20 protein-coding genes are annotated in these 20,238 nt (G+C 66.1%); 10 read left to right on the top strand and 10 right to left on the bottom strand.

Annotated features, from left to right (window positions below; genetic code table 11):
* Window positions 1–122 precede the first annotated feature (122 nt).
* The 5 genes from atpF (at window position 123) to IT430_17855 (ending at window position 5,126) form a co-directional block, all read left to right on the top strand.
* Window positions 123–737 carry a F0F1 ATP synthase subunit B gene (gene atpF / locus IT430_17875; protein MCC6909808.1) on the top strand — a complete coding sequence of 205 codons (615 nt, stop codon included), beginning with the start codon at window positions 123–125 and terminating at the stop codon, window positions 735–737.
* A gap of 39 nt (window positions 738–776) precedes the next feature.
* Window positions 777–1,391 carry an ATP synthase F1 subunit delta gene (gene atpH / locus IT430_17870; protein MCC6909807.1) on the top strand — a complete coding sequence of 205 codons (615 nt, stop codon included), beginning with the start codon at window positions 777–779 and terminating at the stop codon, window positions 1,389–1,391.
* Window positions 1,392–1,471: 80 nt separating this feature from the next.
* The gene (locus IT430_17865; protein MCC6909806.1) at window positions 1,472–3,019 is read left to right on the top strand and encodes a F0F1 ATP synthase subunit alpha; all 1,548 of its coding nucleotides are present in this window, start codon (window positions 1,472–1,474) and stop codon (window positions 3,017–3,019) included.
* A 149-nt stretch (window positions 3,020–3,168) separates the two neighbouring features.
* Window positions 3,169–4,089: a hypothetical protein gene (locus IT430_17860; protein ID MCC6909805.1), complete on the top strand. Its 921-nt coding sequence runs from the start codon at window positions 3,169–3,171 to the stop codon at window positions 4,087–4,089.
* Window positions 4,090–4,217: 128 nt separating this feature from the next.
* Window positions 4,218–5,126 carry a hypothetical protein gene (locus tag IT430_17855; protein ID MCC6909804.1) on the top strand — a complete coding sequence of 303 codons (909 nt, stop codon included), beginning with the start codon at window positions 4,218–4,220 and terminating at the stop codon, window positions 5,124–5,126.
* Between the two features lie 33 nt (window positions 5,127–5,159).
* On the opposite strand, the gene IT430_17850 is transcribed toward IT430_17855, so the two are convergent.
* From IT430_17850 to tilS, 7 genes are all read right to left on the bottom strand, one after another.
* Window positions 5,160–6,089: a TIGR01777 family oxidoreductase gene (locus tag IT430_17850; GenBank protein MCC6909803.1), complete on the bottom strand. Its 930-nt coding sequence runs from the start codon at window positions 6,087–6,089 to the stop codon at window positions 5,160–5,162.
* Between the two features lie 140 nt (window positions 6,090–6,229).
* The gene (locus IT430_17845) at window positions 6,230–6,757 is read right to left on the bottom strand and encodes an NAD(P)H-dependent oxidoreductase (GenBank protein ID MCC6909802.1); all 528 of its coding nucleotides are present in this window, start codon (window positions 6,755–6,757) and stop codon (window positions 6,230–6,232) included.
* 55 nt (window positions 6,758–6,812) lie between these two features.
* A complete protein-coding gene (locus IT430_17840; GenBank protein MCC6909801.1) occupies window positions 6,813–8,024 on the bottom strand; it encodes a S1 RNA-binding domain-containing protein in 1,212 nt (403 codons plus the stop codon).
* A 159-nt stretch (window positions 8,025–8,183) separates the two neighbouring features.
* A complete protein-coding gene (locus IT430_17835; protein MCC6909800.1) occupies window positions 8,184–9,380 on the bottom strand; it encodes a hypothetical protein in 1,197 nt (398 codons plus the stop codon).
* A 114-nt stretch (window positions 9,381–9,494) separates the two neighbouring features.
* Window positions 9,495–10,757 carry an ABC transporter permease gene (locus tag IT430_17830; GenBank protein ID MCC6909799.1) on the bottom strand — a complete coding sequence of 421 codons (1,263 nt, stop codon included), beginning with the start codon at window positions 10,755–10,757 and terminating at the stop codon, window positions 9,495–9,497.
* A gap of 1 nt (window position 10,758) precedes the next feature.
* Window positions 10,759–11,454 (bottom strand): ABC transporter ATP-binding protein, encoded by a 696-nt coding sequence (locus IT430_17825; GenBank protein ID MCC6909798.1) that lies wholly within the window; start codon window positions 11,452–11,454, stop codon window positions 10,759–10,761.
* 55 nt (window positions 11,455–11,509) lie between these two features.
* Window positions 11,510–12,574 (bottom strand): tRNA lysidine(34) synthetase TilS, encoded by a 1,065-nt coding sequence (gene tilS / locus IT430_17820; GenBank protein MCC6909797.1) that lies wholly within the window; start codon window positions 12,572–12,574, stop codon window positions 11,510–11,512.
* Between the two features lie 94 nt (window positions 12,575–12,668).
* Here tilS and IT430_17815 point away from each other — a divergent pair, with 94 nt between their 5' ends.
* Window positions 12,669–13,325 (top strand): hypothetical protein, encoded by a 657-nt coding sequence (locus tag IT430_17815; protein ID MCC6909796.1) that lies wholly within the window; start codon window positions 12,669–12,671, stop codon window positions 13,323–13,325.
* Between the two features lie 139 nt (window positions 13,326–13,464).
* Window positions 13,465–14,142, top strand: coding sequence for a hypothetical protein (locus IT430_17810; protein ID MCC6909795.1), 678 nt, complete (start codon window positions 13,465–13,467; stop codon window positions 14,140–14,142).
* Window position 14,143: 1 nt separating this feature from the next.
* Here IT430_17810 and IT430_17805 read toward each other — a convergent pair whose 3' ends face one another.
* Entirely contained in the window at window positions 14,144–15,004 is an 861-nt protein-coding gene (locus IT430_17805; GenBank protein ID MCC6909794.1) for an endonuclease/exonuclease/phosphatase family protein, read from the bottom strand.
* A 121-nt stretch (window positions 15,005–15,125) separates the two neighbouring features.
* Window positions 15,126–17,123 (bottom strand): acetate--CoA ligase, encoded by a 1,998-nt coding sequence (acs, locus tag IT430_17800; protein ID MCC6909793.1) that lies wholly within the window; start codon window positions 17,121–17,123, stop codon window positions 15,126–15,128.
* 93 nt (window positions 17,124–17,216) lie between these two features.
* Between acs and IT430_17795 the strand changes: the two genes are divergently transcribed.
* From IT430_17795 to IT430_17785, 3 genes are read left to right on the top strand one after another with little or no spacing between them, the layout of a single operon-like run.
* Window positions 17,217–18,131: an ABC transporter substrate-binding protein gene (locus IT430_17795; protein MCC6909792.1), complete on the top strand. Its 915-nt coding sequence runs from the start codon at window positions 17,217–17,219 to the stop codon at window positions 18,129–18,131.
* 48 nt (window positions 18,132–18,179) lie between these two features.
* Window positions 18,180–18,542, top strand: coding sequence for a hypothetical protein (locus tag IT430_17790; protein ID MCC6909791.1), 363 nt, complete (start codon window positions 18,180–18,182; stop codon window positions 18,540–18,542).
* Between the two features lie 39 nt (window positions 18,543–18,581).
* On the top strand, window positions 18,582–19,013 hold the full coding sequence (locus tag IT430_17785; GenBank protein ID MCC6909790.1) for a DUF3568 family protein: 432 nt from the start codon (window positions 18,582–18,584) through the stop codon (window positions 19,011–19,013).
* A 67-nt stretch (window positions 19,014–19,080) separates the two neighbouring features.
* Here the strand turns inward: IT430_17785 and IT430_17780 are convergent, their stop codons facing one another.
* Window positions 19,081–20,022, bottom strand: coding sequence for a hypothetical protein (locus IT430_17780; GenBank protein MCC6909789.1), 942 nt, complete (start codon window positions 20,020–20,022; stop codon window positions 19,081–19,083).
* Window positions 20,023–20,238: the final 216 nt, after the last annotated feature.

The raw sequence follows: 20,238 nt of genomic DNA, 5'->3' as shown, positions 1-20,238 counted from the left end.
CCGGCCGGGGTCGGGGATGAGGACCGGCCGGACCGATCTTCATCCCCCGCCCCGTGTGAAAGCAGTGGATTGCAGGTGTCGTCAAAGGTGGAGCAAGACTGACCCGTTCTGGGAACTGATTCATGAAGAAACTGACCTACATCGTTGTGAGCGCGACTCCGCTTCTCCAGGCAACCATCGCGCTGGCTGAACCGGCCCAAGGCGAGACGGGCGCTCACGCCGAACTTCTGGCCAAACCCGAGACGGCCGTGCCGGCGATGGTCGCGGCGATCATCATGTTCGCCGCGCTCTTCTTCGTGCTGCGCAAGTTGGCCTGGGGGCCGATCCTCAAGGGGCTCAACGACCGCGAGACGAAGATCCGCACCGAGATCGAGTCGGCCGAGAACGCCAGAGCCCAGGCGACCAAAGCCCTCGATGACTACCAGAAGGAACTGGCCAAAGCGCGCGGCGAAGCGAGCGCGATGATCCAGCAGGCGCGGGCCGACGCCCAGCGCGTCGCCGATGAACTCCGCTCAAAGAACGAAGCGGAACTGTCAACCATGAAGAACAAGGCCAAGGAAGAAATCGAAGCGGCCAAGCGGGCGGCGCTCAACGAGTTGTACGCTGAGACGGCCCTGCTCTCGACGCAGATCGCCGGGCGCATCCTGCATCGCGAAATCAAGCCCTCCGACCACGCGCGGCTCGTCGAAGAGTCGCTGGCGCAGATCGGCTCGCTGGGCTCAAAGAACGGCGGGTAAGGCGAGGCGGTGCACCCGCCCGATCGAGGAATCGGCTCCATGAGCAGCACTGGAACATCACGAGTGAACGCGCTCGCCCGCGTCTATGCCGCGAGCCTGTTTGAACTGGCGCAGGCTGACGGCGGACTGCCCAACTGCGAAACCACCGGCCTCGAACTGACCGAAGTCGCACAGGCGGCCCAGCAGGACAAGAGCTTCGGCGAGTTCCTTCGCAGCCCCGTCGTCAGTGCAACCGAAAAGGACCAGTCGCTGCGGCGCATCTTCGGCGACGGACGCGTCTCCGATCTGCTGCTTCGCTTCCTGCTCGTGCTCAACAAGAAAGGCCGGCTCGATCAACTCGTCGGCATCAGCGAGGCCTACACCCAGCTCCTCTGGGAGCGCACCGGCCGCGTCGAAGTTGAAGTGTTCAGCGCCCAGCCACTCGATGAGAGCCTCGCGGAAATCGTGCGTCAGCGCGTCGGCGAGGCGCTGGGCAAGGATGCGATTCTGCGCAACACCGTCGACGAAAACCTCATCGGCGGCTTGAAACTGCGCGTGGGAGACCGCATGATCGACGCATCGGTTGCGACGAGGCTGAATCGCATCCGTGAAACGCTCAACACCAGCGGCGCTGAGGCGGTTCGCTCCCGCACGGCCGCGCTGATCCAGGACTGACCGACCGAAGCGGGCGATCGCCCCGACAAGCAACACACCGGCCGGTCGAAAGGCGACCGGCAGCCGGAAAGCCGGCGAAAATGAAACGAGGACCAGACGTGAAGATCAGAACCGACGAAATCACCAGTGTGATCAAGCAGGAGATCGCCCAGTTTTCAGATCGGCTCGAAGTGAGCGACGTGGGGCAGGTCGTCGAAGTCGGCGACGGCATCGCGCGAATCTACGGGCTCGGCGCCGCCATGGCCGCCGAACTGCTCGAGATCGAGACGAGCGAAGGCCCCGTGATGGCCCAGGCGATGAACCTCGAAACCGACACCGTCGGCGCCGTCATCTTCGGCGACTACCTCAAGGTGCGCGAGGGCGACACCGTCCGCTCCACGGGCCGCCTGCTCGAAGTGCCCGCGGGTGAAGAGCTGCTCGGCCGCGTGGTCAACCCGCTGGGCCAGCCGCTGGACGGCGGGCCGGCGATCAACGCCACGGAAACCCGCAAACTCGACATCGTCGCGCCGGGCATCGCCGAACGCCAGCCCGTCATGCAGCCGCTGCAGACCGGCATCAAGGCGATCGACTCGATGATCCCCATCGGACGCGGCCAGCGCGAACTGATCATCGGCGACCGCAAGACGGGCAAGACCGCCGTCGCCATCGACACGATCATCAATCAGAAGAAGTTCTGGGGCACGCCGGACGCCGTCGTGTGCATCTACGTCGCGGTCGGACAGAAGGAGTCGACCGTGGCGGGCGTGGTGGACACGCTCAAGAAGCACGGCGCGATGGATTACACCATCGTCGTCAACGCGTCGGCGTCGGACCCGGCGCCGCTGCAGTACATCGCCCCGTACGCGGGCTGCGCCATGGGCGAGTACTTCATGTGGAAGGGCCAGCACGTGCTGTGCATCTACGACGACCTGAGCAAGCAGGCGACGGCGTATCGCCAGTTGTCGCTGCTGCTCCGTCGCCCGCCCGGCCGCGAGGCGTATCCCGGCGACGTGTTCTACCTCCACAGCCGCCTGCTCGAGCGCGCCACCAAGCTCTCCGACGAGAACGGCGGCGGGTCGCTGACGGCGCTGCCCGTCATCGAGACGCAGGAAGGCGACGTGTCGGCTTACATCCCGACGAACGTGATCTCGATCACCGACGGCCAGATCTACCTCGAGCCCGATCTGTTCTTCGCCGGTGTGCGTCCCGCGATCAACGTGGGTATCTCGGTCAGCCGCGTGGGCGGCAACGCACAGATCAAGGCGATGAAGCAGATCGCCGGCTCGCTGCGCCTCGACCTCGCGGCGTATCGCGAACTCGAAGCGTTCGCGCAGCTTGGCACCGAACTCGACAAGGCCACGCAGCGCCAGCTCGACCGCGGGGCCGCGATGGTGGAACTGCTCAAGCAGCCGCAGTTCGTGCCGATGGATGTCATCGACCAGGTCATTTCGATCTTTGCCGGCACCAAGGGCTACCTTGACGACGTGGATAAGGACGACGTGGCCCGCTTCGAGCGCGACCTGATTGAATACATGCAGGGCCCGGGCAAGCCGGTGCGCGATGAGCTCGCCGCCAAACGGGCCTTCAACGACGAACTGACGCAGAAGCTCAACACGACGATCCGCGACTTCAAGGCGAACTGGAAGTAAGCCGGCGTCAACTCGAAGCTCAACCGAAGCCCAGGCAAGCCTTGCCTGGGCTTTTCGCTGCGCGTCCGGATTCTGACGCGGACGGACATGTCAGGCAGGCGATGATCGGTTATATTGTGATCGTCCCGGGATCTCAGAAGGGGGGCGCGATGCACAGTGGATCATCGAATGCGACGGAGACGGCAGGAAAGACCTGCATCTACTGCGGCGAGGACTGTTCGAACCGGCCGCGCGTGCGCGATCGGCAGGGGCGCTATGCCTGCCACGCTTGCGTGAAGGCGGCGTCGCGGCAGTGGGAGAGCCAGGGCGCGCTGAGCCACGAGGTGAACCCGGAGATCCTGCTGGCGCCTGAGCCGGAGTTGCCGCCGGAGGTGGTGCGGGTGGATTGCCCGATCTGCCTGCGCGAAATCAGGCCCCCCGAGACGCGCTGCGAGCGGTGCAATTACGACTCGCAGACGGGGCTGACGCCCGAGACGCTTGTCGGGCTGCGCGAACTCGGGCCCGAAGCGCTGATTTGCGTGAAATGCAAGTACGATCTGCGCGGGCTCAAACAGATGCGCTGCCCGGAGTGCGGCGAGCGCATCCGCCCGCGCGCAAGCAAGGTGAAGAAGGCCGGACGATTCAAGGATGAAGCAACGCGACAGGCATACCGCGCGCCACTGCTGATGATCGGCATCGCAGGCACAGTCTACGTGCTCTGGGCCGGCGCCTTGGGAGGACCGCTGGCGATCCCGGCTGTCCTGTTGTACCTCGCGTTCCAGGTGATCACGGGAGTGATCGTGTTCTTTCTGTGCAGCGTGATTGCGTTCGGATTCGACGCGCCCTGGCATCTGACCTTCCTGCGGCTGACGGGCATCTATTGCGTCGTGAACCTCGCTTCCCTGGCCATTTCAGTGGTCGTTGGCGGATCGATCATCCTCAACGTTGTGGTCCTGCTCGTCTTCATCCAGATGCTGATGTCGTTTCTCGAACTCGATCTCGTGCAGGCGATCGGGCTGGGCTTTGCCCTGTTCATCTTCCGCGTGGTGCTGGTGGTCGGGTTGGTAGCCTTTGGAATGACGTTGATTTGAGCATTCGGGGTTGTCCATCCGCAGCTGCGGGCGTCCGGGTGCGACTCGAAAAATCTGGATGAGGCGCATGCGGTGATCGCGGATACGTGATATCTTGATACTGCCACACGGCACACCGGGGCCAGCGCATGCACGAAGCGAATCTGGAAAGCGCCGCCGGACCGAAGATCTGCATCTACTGCGGGCAGGACTGCAGCGATCGGCCGCGCGTGCGCGACCCGCGGAACCGCTACGCCTGCCGCGAGTGCGCCGAGCACGCATCGAAGGATTGGAGCCGGCAGGGCCCGTTGGCGGCAACGGCCGATCCCGATCTGGTCTTCGACGTAGAGCCGGCGCCGGCCGACACCGCGGAGCCGCTGCGCTGCGCTGTCTGCCTGAAGCAGATCGTCACGGGAAGCTCGATCTGTACGCGCTGCAATTACGATCCGGCCGTCGGCCTGACGGAAGATACGCTGGTCGGACGCGCCCGGCTCGGCGCTGAGGGGCTGAAGTGCGTGAACTGCGACTACAGCCTGCGCGGGCTCAAAGTCATGCGCTGCCCGGAATGCGGCGAGCACATTCGGCCGCGCTTGAGCGGCGACCGCAAGGCGGGGCGCTTCAAAGACGAGGCGACGCGCGAAGCATACCGCACGCCGCTGCTGATGCTCGGCGTGTCGATGGCGGTGCTGCTGCCGTGGATGGCGGTGATGAACGGGCCGTTGGCCGCGGGCGTGTTTGTCATGGTCTTCGGCCTGAGCGTGCTGCTGGCGCTGGGCGGCCTGTTCATCTGCAGCGTGCTGTGGATGGGCTTCGATGCGCCGTGGCATCTGAGCGCCCTGCGCATCGCCGGCATCTTTGCGGCGATGGACCTGACTGACTACGCCATCGACAGCCTGGCGGGCGGGTTCTTCGTGCTCGACCTGATCAGTTTCGTCATCTTCCTTCGCGTCTTTGCGGAGATCATGGACATGACCTGGACCGATGTGCTCGGGCTGTGGGTCGTGCTGATCGTGATCAACATGGGCATCAGGCTGGCGATATTTTCTGCGGGGTGGTAAGGCGGCAACTGAAGGGCAGCTCCCGGCTCCGATCTATGTGGACAGATCCGCCAGCGCGGCGTCGAGATCGGCAAACCTGAACTCGAACCCTTCATCAAGCAGCCGGCGCGGCACGACGTAGCGGCCGTAGATCGCCAGTTCGGGATCCGTCCGCAGCAGCAGCGGCGCCCCGAGCCGCACCATCCACTCAAACGCCGGCAGGCCGATGGGCACGCGCATGGCGCGGCGGAGCGCCTTCATAAACTCCCGATTGGAAACGGGATTGGGCGCGCTGGCAATGTAGACGCCGCTCATGCTTTCGTCGGCGATGGCGCGTTCGAACAGGCGCGACATGTCTTCGATGTGCAGCCAACTCATGCCCTGCGTGCCCGAAGCCACCGTGCCGCCCAGGCCCAGGCGGGTCAGCATCGCGAGGCGGGCCATCGCCCCGCCGCCGCGCCCGATGACAAAGCTGGTGCGCAGCACGACGCCGCGCTGCGATTCGAGTTTGCCCTTCTCATACTCGGCCTCCCACGCCTGGCCGACGATTGGCGCCATGCCATAGCCGAAAGCCGCCGACTCATCGCAGATGACTTCGGGCGGATCGCCGTAGATGTGCGCTGTGCTCATCTGCACCCACACCGGCGGCGGCCGATCGACCGCGCGGCAGGCTTGGCCGAGCACGCGCGTCGCCTCGACGCGGCTGCGGAGGATCTCATCGTAATGATCGGGCGTCTTGATGCAGTCCACGCTGCGGCCGACGAGGTTGACCAGTGCCGCGGCGCCGTCGAGTTGCGAGGTCCACTCGCCCATGCGGCGCGCATCCCAGTTGACCGTGCGCCAGTTGCCCGAGGTCGGCCGGGCGCTGCGAGCGAGGATGATGACTTCGCAGCCCAGTCCGGCGAGATGGCTGGCCAGGTGGGTGCCGAGAAATCCGCTGCCGCCGGCAATGACGATCCGCCCCGAAGGAGTCGGCCAGTTCATGCGGCATGATATCCGATGACGTCTTCGTAGGTCTGGAGCGCTGCTCTGAGCGCTGCCCGGCAGTTGCGGATGCGATGCAGTTGAGAGTGTGCCGAGTTGATGCGGTGAACTGCCGGGCCTGCGCCGAGCCTTGTCCCGACCTACGTGCACAACGCATCGGTAAACCGGACGAGATCGGCGGTCAAACTGTCGATGCGCTTGAGCACGTCTTCGCCGATGATCTGATCGCCGGCGAAATCGCTGCCCGTGGCGTAGACGAAGCGCGGGATGATGACGGTGCGGAAGTCGAGCATCAGGCTGCCGGCGATCTGCATGATCGACATGTAACTGCCGCGCCCGCCGGCGGCGCAGAGGAACCCGGCGACCTTGCCCGTCCACACGTCGCGGCCCGTTAGCTCGATGAGGTTCTTGGCCGCGCTGCTGACGTCAAAGTTGTAGATGGGCACGCCCATGAGAATGCCCCGCGCTTCGCGGAGGCGCTCCTTGACGGCCCGCGCATTCTGGTTGCCATAGCACGCGCCGCCGTCGCACAGCGGCAGGGGGATGTCGGCGAGGTCGATCCAGTCCACGTCGGCGCCACTCGCCTTGAGCAGTTCGTGGGCGCGGCTCGCGAGGATGCGGCTGCGGCTGTCGGGATCGAGACTGCAACTGACGACGGCGAGTTTCACGGTCGGAGTTCTCGGAGGCGGGAGGAAAAGGAAGCGTGGCGAAGACGCAGGCGGCTCAGAGGCCGCCCTTGAGGGACTTGTCGCTGCCCCACTTGGCACGCAGTTTCGCCATGGCGTTGTCGTCGGAGCGGCCCGCGTCCTCTTCTTCCTTCGCCCGCATCGCCTTGAGCGAGAGGCTGATGCGCCGGCTCGCCGGATCGACGTCGAGCACCTTCACGCGCACGATCTCATCCATCTTCACGACCTGCTGCACTCGGTTGACTCGATCGTGCGAAAGCTCGGAGATGTGAATGAGCCCATCGACGCCGGGCGCGATCTGCACGAACGCGCCGAAGTCGGCGATGCGCACGACCTTGCCGACGACCTCGGAACCGGGCGCGAGCGTGGCGCCGGTGGCGGTGAAGGGGTCGGCCTGGCACTGCTTCATGCCCAGCGAGATCTTGTTGCCGCCGTCTTCGATCCGGAGCACCTTGACGCGCACCGTCTGGCCCTCGTGGACCACGTCTTCAGGCTTGTGCACGCGTTCGTAGGAGAGGTCGCTGACGTGCACGAGGCCGTCCACGCCGCCGAAGTCCACGAAGGCGCCAAAGGGCATGATGCGGCGGACGATGCCTTCGATCTCCTGACCCAACCCGAGAGTCTCAAGCGTCTTTTCGCGCAGCGCCGCCGCCTCGCGCTCCTGCACGGCCTTGCGTGAGAGGACGAGGTTGCGCTTCTCGCGGTTGATGTCCATGACTTCACACACCAGCGACTGGCCGACCATCGTCGAGAGGTCGTCGATGTGCTGGCGATCGACCTGGCCCGCGGGCATGAACGCTCGCATCGACCCGACCTGAAGTTCGAGGCCGCCCTTGTTCACGCCCGTGCACTGGGCTTCGATGGTCTGGCCCTTCTGCAGCGTGTCCCATTCGCCCTTCTGCACCGCGCCGGCCCGGCCGAGGTGCACGAGCCCCTCGCGCCGATCGACGCGGTTGACGATGAACTCGATCGAGGCGCCGGCCTGCGGATTCTCTTCGAACTGCTGCAACGGGCACACGCCCTGCATCTTGGGGCCGAGTTCGACAAAGACATCATCGCGGCCGACGCGCGCGACCACGCCCGTGATGCGGGCGCCCGGCTCAAGGCGCGGGCGCGGCCCGGTCTGCGTGGCTCGGGGCGCCGCGCCCGGGGCGCCGGCGTTCACGAGGTCTTCGAGACTCATGTCGCCCAGCGCTGCTTCGATTTCGGCCTGCAGTTCGCGGTCCATGTTCGATGGACGTTCAGCCATGGGAGCGGGTTCTTTCGTAAGAGGAAGGCATCGGGGATCAAGGGATCAAGGGATCAACGCAACAAGGCAACAAGGGTACGCAGTAATGACGACGCGAACGCTCTGCGCCGCGGAGTGCTCTGGAGTTTCATCGCGCGATTCAGCCTCCTCGCGAATCGTTCACATGCTCTCGGCCTCGAGGACGGCGTCTTGCATCAGGTACAGGCCCAGCAGCCAGTCGGCGGCGAGGTACGGCTCGACTTTGAACTTCCCGGTGACGCTGCCCCAGCTCATGAGCATCTGCTCGGCGCTGGCCGGCTGCGCCAGCCGCACTTCCACGGCGTCATACGGCGTCGGCGGCACGCCGATGCAGCAGCCGTCCCACGCGTTGAGCATCGCCAGCATCTCGTTGGGCCCCTCAGCGACAATCGGGAACGTCACGTAGCCGACAACCTTGACGTACTTGCCGTCGAGCATCTTGATGCGCTCGGGCAGCTTCAGTTTGCCGCGGCGCGGGTCGTACAACTCGCTGGCCGAAACGAGCATGTCCCACGTGACGACGTAGGGCTTCTCTTTCGTGCCCTGGCCACGGATGACGAACCGTTTGTCGGCGAGGATCGCCCCGTCTTCGCGCGTCTCAAAGGTGGATGGCACGATCTCGGGCTTGGTCGGATCAGCTTTGGGCGCGGGTTTAACCTGCTCGCCGATCGGCGCGCCTTTACCGGGGGCCGCCTCAGGCCCGCCGCCGACAGCAGAGTCGCTCGCGCCCTTGCTTGAATCGGTCGCACCCTCGACTTCGACGGGGGCCGGAGCGGTCGTGTCTTCAGACGCATCGGCGGACGCGTCAGAAGATTCGCCCGTCGTTTCGGGCTCGGCGGCGCTCTGGGTTTCCGTCGGCTGATCCTCTTCATTCGCGGCCCGCAGCAACTCGTTGACGAGCGCATCGAGTTCGGCTTCGTCCTGTTTGTCGACTCGTGGTTCGAGTTTGCCAATCTCCGCCGGTGCGTTGGGCGTGAGGACGCCGTCTTCGGCCTCGCGGGCGCCGGGCGCATCTTGACCCGCGCCCACGATCGCTTCGTCCGGGCTCGAAGAATCGCCAGGCGGCGGTTCGATCTTGTGCGGGTCGATCTGCGGTTCGGCGTTGGCGTTCGTTGGCTCAAGTTCTGGGTGCGGCGCAGCCGATTCCGGCTTGATGGCCGGCGGTCGCGATGCGCCGGGGGCCGCTTCCCGGGCGGAGGACGGCTCGTCCGCCGCCGCCTCGGTCAACGCGGCCGGCTCATGTGTCTCAGTCGATGGCTCGCGGTCGGAGCGGCCGCTGATCAGCAACCCCGCTGTGAGCACAGCCAGCAGCCCGATGAAGCCCCAGAAAATCTTCATGACTCAACCTTCCTGCCGCTTGATCGCATCCCTGGCGATCACAGCGGTTCCCCACCGGGAACCGATCGAATGGTAGACGAACTGGCCCCCGGGGTCGGCTCCATGGGGGCTCGTCTACCCCAAGGGTTTGAGGTGGCGGGCCACGGGGGTGCGGTAGGCCATGATCGAGGGCACGACGCCGGCAAGAGCGGCCAGGGCAACGGTGGCCATGACGATGATCAGCGTGGTCGCGGCGTCGAGCCGGGGATGCACGACCAGCCCCAGCACGTCCTTGAGGATGCTCGCGGCGACCTGCGAACCGATGAGCCAGACGGCGATCCCTGCCGCGGCGCCGAGCAGGCCGATCATCGCCGACTCGGTGAGCACAAGAGAGCAGATGCGGCCGCGGCTGCAGCCGAGCACGCGGAGGACGGCGATCTGGCGGCGGCGCTGCTCCATCGAGTTGTAGAGCGCGAGCATGATGGAGATGCCGCTGGAGACCATGACCACGCCGGCCATGCCGACGAACAGGAGATTCATGTTGCCGATGATCTCGAAGAGTTTTTTTGTCTCGTCACCCGGCTGGGCCACGGTGATGGACGGATCGGCGCGAAGCATGCTGAAGACCTGTTGCAGTGCGGCAGATACCTTGGAGCCTTCGCGCGTGGGCAGGCCGACGTAGATGCCCGTGATCTTCCGATCCGCAGGCAGCAGGTCGTCGCCGCCGGTGTGCTCCACCTCGTGATCCTCATTCTCGCGGCGCTCGTGCGCGTGGATGATCCAGGCGCCATCCAGGCTGGTGAAGAGGGCTCGGTCGTGGCTCGTGCCGGTCGGTTCGAGGATGCCGACCACGACGTATTCGAAGTGAGCATGCTCTTCGTTTGTCGCATCGTGCTTGAGTTCGACGTGATCGCCCAGGCGCAGGCCGGTCGCCCTGGCCGCGGCGGCGCCGGCGACGACCTCGAGAGGCTCGGCGAAGTAGCGCCCTTCCCGCAGTTCCCACGGCGCATCCGGGTCGGGCTGGAACTTCGTGAAGAACTCCGGCGTTGTGGCCAGCACCGGGTGGCCGCGGTAACTGTCGCCCATCTGCGTGGGCACCGCCCAGTCGAAGGGGTAGGTCTGGACGATCTGCTCGTACTTGCTCCACTCAATCCAGCGCGGAGGGGCTTTGGCGTAGAAGATGCCGTTGAGCACCGAGACCAGCGGACTGCTGTCGCGGCTGATGAGCAGGTGCATGTTGCCCGCGCCGCGGCTGAACGCCTCTTCTCCCGCGCTGCGCAGGCTCAGCAGCAGGAGCATCAGCCCGACCGCGACGGAGACGGTGATGATCGTCGTAATGGTGGAAAACAGCCGGGCCGTCATGCTCCGCGTGATGATGGTGAAGTCAGTCATAGCCACGTCAGCACCCGCCTTCCGCCGCGGCGGGCTCTGCGGCCAGTTCGCCCAGCGACGCCTGGCGCTCGAAGCGATCTTTCATCGTGGGGTCGTGACTGACGCACAGCAGCGCGGCGTTCTTCTCGGCGCAGATGGCCTGGATGAGGTCCATCGCCACCACGGCGTTTTCCGGATCGAGGCTGGCGGTCGGTTCATCGGCCAGGACCAGCACGGGATCGCACGCCACGGCCCGGGCGACGGCGACGCGCTGCTGCTGGCCCAGGCTCATGCGGTCGGGGTCGGCGCTGGGCCGGTCGATGCCGAGGTGTTCGAGCAGTTGCTCGGCGCGGGGTCGATGCTCGCGCGGGGGAATGGTGGAGAACATCATGGCGGTCATGACGTTTTCGACGGCGCTGAACCCGTGCAGGAGATTGAAGGTCTGGAAGATCACGCCGATGTGGCGGCCGCGATGCAGGTCGCGGGCGGCGCCATGTATCGAGTGCACGTCGGCGCCGCCGACGAAGATGCGGCCTTCGAGAGGGTCCATGAGGCCGGCGATGAGATTGAGCAGCGTACTCTTGCCGCGCCCCGATCCGCCGGTGAGGAGCATCTGTTCGCCGCGCTCGAGATCGAGAGCGGGGACATCGATAATCCACGGGCCGGAGGCGGCGTAGCGGAACTTGAGATCGCGAATGCCCAGTGCGAGAACGTGGCCGTCCACTTGAATCCCCCGTGTGTGCGGCGTGCGTGGGTGCGGAGTGGTACCTGCGAGATGCTCAGCGGTTCTCCGCGGCGATGTGAAGGAGCACCTTCCTGGAACGGACCTCGACGACCACACCGCCGGGCCAGTCGAAGCGGCGCGGCCGCCGCACCTGCGTCTGCATGATCGCATCGACTGCGGGCCGGACCACCTCAAGGGTGAGATCATCGCGTCGGGCGCCGAGTGCCGCGGCGGCGTCGCGCAAGCCGGCGCCGATGATAAGTTCACCGGAGGTGGCCAGTCTCGCTCGATCAAAGGCGCCGGCCTCGTCAGCGGTGAAGGCTGACACGGCCTCGCGCTGCACGAGCGCGGCCGCCTGGCGCATGAGGTCGGCCGTGCGGTGGATGCGGCGATCAAGGTCCGGGGCCAGTTCAAGCACGGTCGGCAGCAGGCGGGCGCGGACGGCATTGCGCCGCTTGCTCTCGTCGAGGTTGGAGAGGTCTTCGGCCCAAGTCCAGCCGCAGTGGCGGCAGAGGTCGATGCAGTCCTGATGGCTCTGGTCGAGAAGGGGGCGGATGATGTCCACGCCCCAGCGCGGGGCCCGCCAGGCGAGGGCGGAAAGGCCATCGAGCCCCGAGCCGCGCATCAGGGCCATCAGTAGGGTTTCCAACTGGTCCGTGCCGTGGTGGGCGGTGATCAGCCCGGCGGCGCGGCTCCCCCGCACGACCTCGGCCAGCGCCTCGTAGCGCAGGCGGCGGCAGACCTCTGCGAGGTTGCCCGCTGCTGCCCGCGGGTGAATGTCGAGCAGATTGCAATCGAGGCCGAGCCGCGCGGACGCTTCGCGCACATTTTGCGCTTCGACGTCCGCTTCCGGGCGGAGGTGGTGGTTCACGTGGGCGACGGCGAGGTTGTAGCGGCGATGCGATCGACCCGCCAGCGCCGCCATCGCCAGCAGCAGCGCCATAGAGTCGGCGCCGCCGCTCACCGCCAGCACGAGCCGGTCGCGCGCCCGCACGCCGCAGCGCCGATCGAGTGCGGTGGCGACCGCCGCGACAAAGCGCAGGCGCGTGGAGGGCAGGCCCGGCGGGGCGTGCGAGCGGCGCCGGCCGGCGCGGGCTGGATCAGGTTCAGTGATGTTCACGCCTTAATAGTACCGATAACGGATGAAGAGGGCGGAGGCGGATGGGCCGGGGCCGCGACGCTTCGGCGAGCGACACTGATCGAGGGAGGTTGCCATGCCATCCTCAACGACCTTCGGGCTCACTGAACACCTTCCCGGGCTGCTGCTGGCCGCCGGGGTTTCGCTGCTGTCGTTTCTGCTGATCATGAACCTGCGATTCAAACTTCAGCGCCGCGCCGCCTCTCGCCATGTGAGTCCGGCGTTTGCCTCCGGGCCCGCTGCACGTACTACCAGTGGATTCGAGCCGGGTGAGCACCTGCACGCGCCGCAGCGGAGCGGGGCGCCGACCCGCGGGGTGATCGATGATCCACGCGTGGTTGAAGCGCACGAGTCGGTGCGGCAACTCATCGCCGCGCTGGACACCCGCTGCAAGACGCTGGAAGTGCTGTTGCGGCAGGCGGATGATCGCATCCGCCAGCTCGAAGATGCGCTGGATGATCGTGTGGGAGCGTCGATCAGCCCGACACGCACCGTTGTGCCGGGCCGCTCGCGCCGCGGCGATGAGGGTGAAGGTCCAATCGACGAGCCCGAGCAGCCGCGCGTGGAAGTGGACACGCGCGTGGCGGCGGCCGTGATCGGCACGATCGATCCGCTCCTCGCCAACGTCTACGAACTGGCCGATCGCGGTCGCAGCCCGGTCGAGATCGCCCGATATCTTGACGAGCAGGTCGGCAAGGTGGAACTGATCCTGGCGCTGCGCAGCGAGCGATGAAGCGCGCGTGCACCCCCCGTCGCGGGTGAAACCCCGCTGCTCTTCGAAAATGCGGTTCAGAGCGACCGGAATCGGGCCGACATAGGGTCTTGGTCCGAAATCGATTGTGTTCCCAGAAGAACCAAGGGGGATGGCGGCCATGCTCTCGAAAGGCGCTGAAGTTTTTGTCACTTGCGGACGCGATGCGGATAAGCGCATCCTCCACCCGGCCCGGGTTCTGTCCATCAGCGGCGAAACGTACGCCGTGCAACTGCACGGCAGCGAACTGGCCATCGACGCGGGATCTCGCGTGGTGGTGTTCTTTGATCTCAATCGCAAGTTCCACAAGCAGAGCGCCGAGGTCGTGGCCGTCAGCGATCCGCGCACGGGCCACGGCCAGGGCGACACGCAGATCCTGACGGTCGACGCGTCAAAGAACGCCGGGGTCGTGTTCGGCTGCAATCTCGTCGGCCAGCCGGTTTCGGCGGAAGGGCGCGAGTCGTTTCGCGTCTGCACCGTGGTCGCCAATATCGCCGGCGACCTGGGCATCGAAAAGAACTGCCCGCTCATGGATGTGAGTTCCACCGGCTTTGCGATGATCGCCAAGTCGAAATACAAGATCAGCGACGTGGTGGCGGCGGCGCTGCGGCACGAGGGCACCGAGTTCCGCGGCCGCGCCGTCGTCCAGAGCATCAAAGAACTGCCCGGCGAGCGCTTCCGCTACGGCCTGCACTGCATGGAAGATCGCGGCGGCGGCAACACGCTCGTCAAAGGCTGCCAGCAGATCAGCGTTGCGTGCCAGCGGGCCCAGTTGCGCCGCCTGGCCGCGCACGGCTGAATCAGTCGCCCGGGGATCGCATTCGCACGACAGCCGTAACGGGGAAGTGATCCGACGGCCAGCGGCCATCGCGGCTGGTACGGATGATCGACGCTTCGCGCACATTAAACTCTTCACTCACGACGATCCAGTCGATGCGGGCGCTGGACGTGTCGCCGGTGAAGCCATTGAACGTGCCCTCGCCGGGCTCGCGCTCGGGCTCTTGCGCGCGATAGGTGTCGAGCAGGGGCCGGCCGCCGGTTTCGCCGACGCGGAGCAGCGCCGAGATGAGCCCCTCGCCCGAGGCGTTGAAATCGCCGGTGATGATGAGCGGTGCGCCGTCGCTCTGCTCGAGCGCGCGACGGCGCAGCAGCATGGCCGAGAGCGCGCGGGCTTGCTCGCCCCGATGATCGAAGTGGGTGTTGAGAAAGAACAGCTCGGCGCCGTCGCGCGAGTCGCGCAGTTTGAGCCAAGTGACCATGCGCGGCAGCGCCGCGTCCCACGACTTGCTGCCGGGGACATCGGGTGTTTCGCTGAGCCAGAAGTGCCCGCCGTCGAGGCGCTCGAAGCGGTCGGCGCGGTAGAAGATGGCGCTCATTTCTCCCTTGAGTTCGCCGTCGTCGCGCCCGGCGCCGAAGTACTCGTAGCCGGGGAGTTGCTCGCGCAGAAACTCGGCCTGGTGGGCGAGCACTTCCTGCGTGCCGAGCAGGTCGGGATCGGCGTGGCGGATGACATCGACGACCAGGTCGCGCCGCTCCTCCCAGCGGTTGGGCCCATCACCTGGGTTGTCATAGCGGATGTTGAAGGACATGACGCGCAGCGGCGGCCCGCCGGCGTGGCAGCCGGTGAGCAATGCAATCATCAGGGCAAGCGCGAACTTCATCGATCGATCGACCTCCAGTCGAACCCGAACCTCTCCGACCACAGAGCGGTGTCTTGTTCGCTATGCCCACGAATATAGCGCACCACTTGCAGCTGATGGGCCCGGCCGCGAATTGGCTGGCTCAACCTTCCTCGCTCTCGCGCAGCCTGGCGAGGACGGAGAAGTCTTCGAGCGTAGTCGTGTCGCCGCGCGGCTCGTGGCCTTCGGCGATCTCGCGGAGCAGGCGGCGCATGATCTTGCCGCTGCGTGTCTTGGGCAGTGCGTCGGTGAAGCGGATCTGATCCGGCTTGGCGATGTGCCCGATCTCGTGGCCGACGTGGTTCACCAGCTCCGTTCGGAGGTCTTCAGTCGGCTGCTGGCCTGACTTGAGCGTGACGAACGCCGCGATCCCCTGACCCTTGATGTCGTGGGGCATCGCGACAACGGCCGCCTCAGCGACCGATGTATGCGAGACCAGGGCGCTTTCAATTTCCATCGTGCCCAGGCGGTGGCCGGCGACGTTGATGACGTCGTCGACGCGCCCCATGATCCAGAAGTAGCCGTCTTCATCGCGCCGCGCACCGTCGGCGGGAAAGTACATCCCCTTGATGCGCGAGAAGTAGGTGTCGATGAATCGCTTGCGGTCGCCGTAAATGCCGCGCAGCATGCCGGGCCAGGGCTTGCGGATGGCCAGCAGTCCGCCGGTGTTGGCCGGCTTTTCGTTGCCCTGTTCATCGACGATGGCCGCGTCGATGCCGAAGAACGGCAGCGTGCACGAGCCCGGCTTGGTGGGTGTCGCGCCCGGCAGGGGGGTGATCACGTGTCCGCCGGTCTCCGTCTGCCAGAAGGTATCCACAACCGGGCATCGGCCGCCGCCGATGACGCGGTGGTACCACATCCACGCCTCGGGATTGATCGGCTCGCCGACCGTGCCCAGCAGGCGCAGCGACGAAAGATCGTGCTTGCCCGGATGCGCTTCGCCCCACTTCATGAACGCGCGGATGGCGGTCGGGGCGGTGTAGAAAGTCGTGACCTTGTGCCGCGCGATGATCTCCCAGAAGCGATCCGGCTCGGGATAGTTGGGCGCGCCTTCGTACATGAGCGTCGGCACGCGGTTGGGCAGGATGCCGTAGATGATGTACGAGTGCCCCGTGACCCATCCGACGTCGGCGGTGCACCAGTAGACCTGGTTTTCATCGGGTCGCAGATCGAATGTGTATTTCGCGGTGAGGTAGGTGAAGACGCTGTAGCCGCCCGTGGTGTGCATGATGCCCTTGGGCTTGCCGGTGGTGCCCGAGGTGTAGAGGATGAAGAGCAGGTCCTCGGCCTCCATGGGCGTGGGATCGCGATCGGGTTCGGCCCTGCTCATCAGGTCTTCCCATTCGTGATCGCGGCCGGGCATCATCTTGATCGGATTGCCGCAGCGGCGCAGTACGATGGTGTGGGTGACCACGCCGCTGGCCAGTTGCATGGCTTCATCGACATTGTCCTTGAGGGGCACAATCTTGCCGCGCCGCCACGAGCCGTCGCACGTGATGACGACCTTGCTCTTGGCGTCTGAGACGCGGTCCGCGATGGCCGTGGCGCTGAAGCCGCCGAAGATCACCGAGTGCGGCGCGCCGATGCGGGCGCAGGCGAGCACGGCGATGGCCAGTTCGGGCACCATGCCCATGTAGATGGTGACGACCTCGCCCTTGTTCACGCCCAGGCTGTCGAGCACGTTGGCGAGTTTGGCCACTTCGTATTCGAGGTCGTTGTAGGTGAGTCGGCGGACTTCGGGTTGGCCGTCGTCGCCGATCGGTTCGCCTTCCCAGATGATGGCCACGTCATCGCCGTGCCCGGCCTCGATCTGCCGGTCGATGCAGTTGAACGATGCGTTGAGTTGCCCGCCGTCGAACCACCGGGCGTCGGGGATGTGCCAGTCGAGCACGCTGGTGAAGGGCTTGAACCAGTAGAGTTCGCGCGCCGCCTCGGCCCAGAAGCCCTCCGGATCGTCCATCGACCGCTTGTACAGGCGCTGATAGTCGTCTAGCGACTTGATGTGCGCTCGGGCGGCGAAGTCGGCCGGCGGAGCGAAGAAGCGCTTCTCTTTCAGGATCGAGGTGATGTCCGTCGCGGCAGAGTGGTTCGGGGCGGGCATGGCTTCTCCCTTGGGCCGTTGGATTATTCGCACGGTGTTTGTAGCCGCACCGCCGCGCCGGTGCAAGCCCCGGCGGCTCCTACCATCGGCTTCATGCGCATCATCAGTCTGCTCCCGGCCGCGACGGAAATGCTCGGCGCGATCGGTGCGCTTGATCTGCTCGTCGGCCGCAGCCACGAATGCGACTGGCCGCCCCGGGTGCGGTCGCTTCCGGCGCTGACGAGTCAGCGGCTGGACTCCTCGGCGGGCAGCGCCGAAATCGACCGGGCGGTGCGCGAGCATCTGGCCTCGGGCGCCGGGCTGTACGTGCTCGATGAACCGCAACTGGAGGCGCTCGAGCCCGATGTGATTCTCACGCAGGACCTGTGCGCTGTGTGCTCGATCGACCTGCGCAGCGTGGAGCGTCTCGCGGCCACGCTCGAGCCGCGGCCGGCGATCGTCAGCCTGAACCCCGCAAGCCTCGAAGATGTGTTTGACGATCTGCTGCGCGTCGGCCGAGCGGTGCATCGCGAGCGGGCGGCCGAGCGGGCCGTGGTGGCGCTGCGCGAGCGGTACTTTGCAGCGCGCGACCATGTGAACGCGTACGAGCCCGGGCCAAGCGTCGTCTTCATCGAGTGGCTCGATCCGATCTTCGTGGGCGGGCACTGGACGCCGCAACTGATCGAAGCGGCCGGGGCGCGGCACCCGCTCAACGAGCCGGGGCAGCCGAGCCGGGTCGCATCGCCTGATGAACTGGTTGCTTTGGAGCCTGACGTCCTCATCATCGCCCCGTGCGGCGCGGATCTGGGCTGGACGCAGCGCGAGCTGGCGACGGTCGAGTCGCAGCCGTGGTGGCGCGAACTGCCGGCGGTGCGAACCGGGCGAATCGCCATCGTGGACGGCAGCCAGATGTTCAACCGCCCGGGCCCCAGGCTCGTCGATGCGTTCGAGTGGCTGGTGGGCTGGCTGCACGGTATCGACCGGCTCATGCCGCGCGACTTCCCGTGGCGTCCTGGACGCGATCGATGACGAGTGGCCCGGTTCGCTCAAGCCGTCCGCCCGCGCGTAGGATCCGGCGTGATTCTCTACTGCACGGCTGATCTCATCTTCGCCACGCGCATTCGCTCCACCGCCGAGGCGATCGGCGTTCCAGCCCGGCCGGCCCGCACGTTCGAGCGGCTGCGCGAACTGCTGACGGAGGAGCCGGAGGTGCGGGCGCTGATCGTCGATCTCGACGCGGGCGAGGTCGCGATCGATCTCATCGCCGCGGCGGCTTCACGCGAACCGGCGCTGCGGACGCTCGCGTTCGGGCCGCACGTCAATCTTGATGCGTTCGAAGCGGCGCACCGGGCGGGCGCGACCCAAGTCATGCCCCGGGGCCGCTTTGCCGAACAGTTGCCCCAACTGCTGCGGGCCCTGGATGCACCAGGCCCGGCCTGACGGGTTTGCTCGCCGGGCTGGGCGCCGTACATTTACGTCATGACAAATGCCCGACACCAACCGGCTGCACTTCTTTTCACTCTGGCGCTGCTGGCAGCGCTGGTGATGCCTGGCTGCGAAGCCGATCATTCCGCCGCGCGCATGGCCGACTTCACACGCCTCACCGGCGAACTCGAAGCCTACGAGCAGGCGTCGCTCGAGCAGACGTGGCAGGCGTGCAAGACGGCGATGGATCGGCTCGCGTTCATCGTCACTCAGGAAGATCTGACCGATCTCGAAGGCCGCATGATCGCCAAGACGCAGGGCGGCCGCGAGGTGCGCATTCGCCTGAGCAAAGAGACGACGGTGATCACGAAGGTGCGCATCCGCGTGGACACCCTCGGCGACGAGCCGCTCTCACGCGTGGTGCTCGCCCAGATCGAAGCGGCGCTGCCCAAGAGCGCGGCGGCGGGAGTTCAGAGCCGGCGGTAGAAAAACGATCGCGCCTCTCCCAGTGGGAGAGGCGCTGACCGTGCCACGTCTCCTCCCCGCGCTTCGATCAGGGGATTTGCGCGACGTTGGTGGTCGTGCACGACGGGCAGTTGCCCGGCGGTTCAACCACGATCATCTGCAGGTAGCGCAGGCACGCCGCGGGGCCGACGTTAGCGTTGAGGTTGCCTGAGCCCAGAGCGCCGGTGTTGCCGCTGAAGACATTGACGACGCTGCCGCACGGGCCGAGGCCGAGGCGCGTTCCCGTGCAGGGGCCGGAAGGCACGGTGCAGTTGCCCGTGGTCGGGCAGAACAGCAGCGCCATGGGGCGCAGGGGGGTGGCGCCGGCCCAGCTGATCTGGATCGGGCCCGGGCAGGTGCCGGTGATGCGCAGCTGCCCGCCGGTGCGGCCGTAGCCGTGGTTGTCGATGACGGGGCTCCACGTCCAGCCGGCGCTGCCGCGGATCTGCACCATGCCGATGCCAACCGGGCCGGGGCTCTGCCAGCCGATGAAGGTCGGCACGGGTCCGCCGGCGACGGTGAATGGGAAACTGCCGAGGAAGTTGCCGTTGGTATCCCAGAACGCGGCGGCGCCCGCGTAGCCGAAACCGTTGAAGCCCAGTACATCCACACCCATGGCATGCACACCCGGCGAGGGGTAATAGATCTCGATCATCGGGATGCTGCCGTTGCCGAGGATCGTCTTGGTGTTGAGCGTCTGGTAGCCGTTGCCGTTCCACTGCAACTGCACGCCGGACGGATCGACGTATTTGCAGCAGGGTTCGACGAGGCCGGGGCCCTGCGTGTTGGCAATCGAGGTGCTGTCGAGCGATGAGACGTTCAGGTTGGCGGCCGTGTTGGGCGCGATCACGAATGACTCGAAGTCTTCAAGAATCTGATTCGAGCCGAGGATGGCGTCGAGCTGAGGCCGGGTGGGAATCTGCTGGGCCAGCGTCGAGGCGCTGCAGGCCGCAGACGCCACGACGAGGGCAACGAGTGCACTCTTGTTCATTTCAATCCTTCTTTCGCGGTAGATGAGCCGACCGTTTGGAACTGGACCAACTGCCGCCGGCCCCGCCAGAGAGTCTCGTCATCGGCGCGGGAGGTGGACAATGAAAAAGTCGTGCGATGCGGATTTTCTCTGTCTTGTAGGTATGTCAGCGGTGCGCTCCCTGGACCCTTGGCTCCTGACGATGAGGCCTTCGGCCTTTACGCCGAAGCAAGGTTC

The organism is Phycisphaerales bacterium (assembly GCA_020852515.1).
Taxonomy (GTDB): Bacteria; Planctomycetota; Phycisphaerae; order Phycisphaerales; family UBA5793; genus UBA5793.
This window is presented reverse-complemented; position numbering and strand designations above follow the sequence as displayed.

Bases quoted from the DNA above. Each gene is read 5' to 3' on its own strand.
- atpF (MCC6909808.1), top strand. From the start codon at position 123: ATGAAGAAACTGACCTACATCGTTGTGAGCGCGACTCCGCTTCTCCAG.
- IT430_17810 (MCC6909795.1), top strand. From the start codon at position 13,465: ATGCTCTCGAAAGGCGCTGAAGTTTTTGTCACTTGCGGACGCGATGCG.
- acs (MCC6909793.1), bottom strand. From the start codon at position 17,123: ATGCCCGCCCCGAACCACTCTGCCGCGACGGACATCACCTCGATCCTG.
- IT430_17815 (MCC6909796.1), top strand. From the start codon at position 12,669: ATGCCATCCTCAACGACCTTCGGGCTCACTGAACACCTTCCCGGGCTG.
- IT430_17795 (MCC6909792.1), top strand. From the start codon at position 17,217: ATGCGCATCATCAGTCTGCTCCCGGCCGCGACGGAAATGCTCGGCGCG.
- IT430_17835 (MCC6909800.1), bottom strand. From the start codon at position 9,380: ATGAAGATTTTCTGGGGCTTCATCGGGCTGCTGGCTGTGCTCACAGCG.
- IT430_17850 (MCC6909803.1), bottom strand. From the start codon at position 6,089: ATGAACTGGCCGACTCCTTCGGGGCGGATCGTCATTGCCGGCGGCAGC.
- IT430_17785 (MCC6909790.1), top strand. From the start codon at position 18,582: ATGACAAATGCCCGACACCAACCGGCTGCACTTCTTTTCACTCTGGCG.
- IT430_17805 (MCC6909794.1), bottom strand. From the start codon at position 15,004: ATGAAGTTCGCGCTTGCCCTGATGATTGCATTGCTCACCGGCTGCCAC.
- IT430_17860 (MCC6909805.1), top strand. From the start codon at position 3,169: ATGCACAGTGGATCATCGAATGCGACGGAGACGGCAGGAAAGACCTGC.
- IT430_17840 (MCC6909801.1), bottom strand. From the start codon at position 8,024: ATGGCTGAACGTCCATCGAACATGGACCGCGAACTGCAGGCCGAAATC.
- IT430_17855 (MCC6909804.1), top strand. From the start codon at position 4,218: ATGCACGAAGCGAATCTGGAAAGCGCCGCCGGACCGAAGATCTGCATC.
- IT430_17780 (MCC6909789.1), bottom strand. From the start codon at position 20,022: ATGAACAAGAGTGCACTCGTTGCCCTCGTCGTGGCGTCTGCGGCCTGC.
- atpH (MCC6909807.1), top strand. From the start codon at position 777: ATGAGCAGCACTGGAACATCACGAGTGAACGCGCTCGCCCGCGTCTAT.
- IT430_17865 (MCC6909806.1), top strand. From the start codon at position 1,472: ATGAAACGAGGACCAGACGTGAAGATCAGAACCGACGAAATCACCAGT.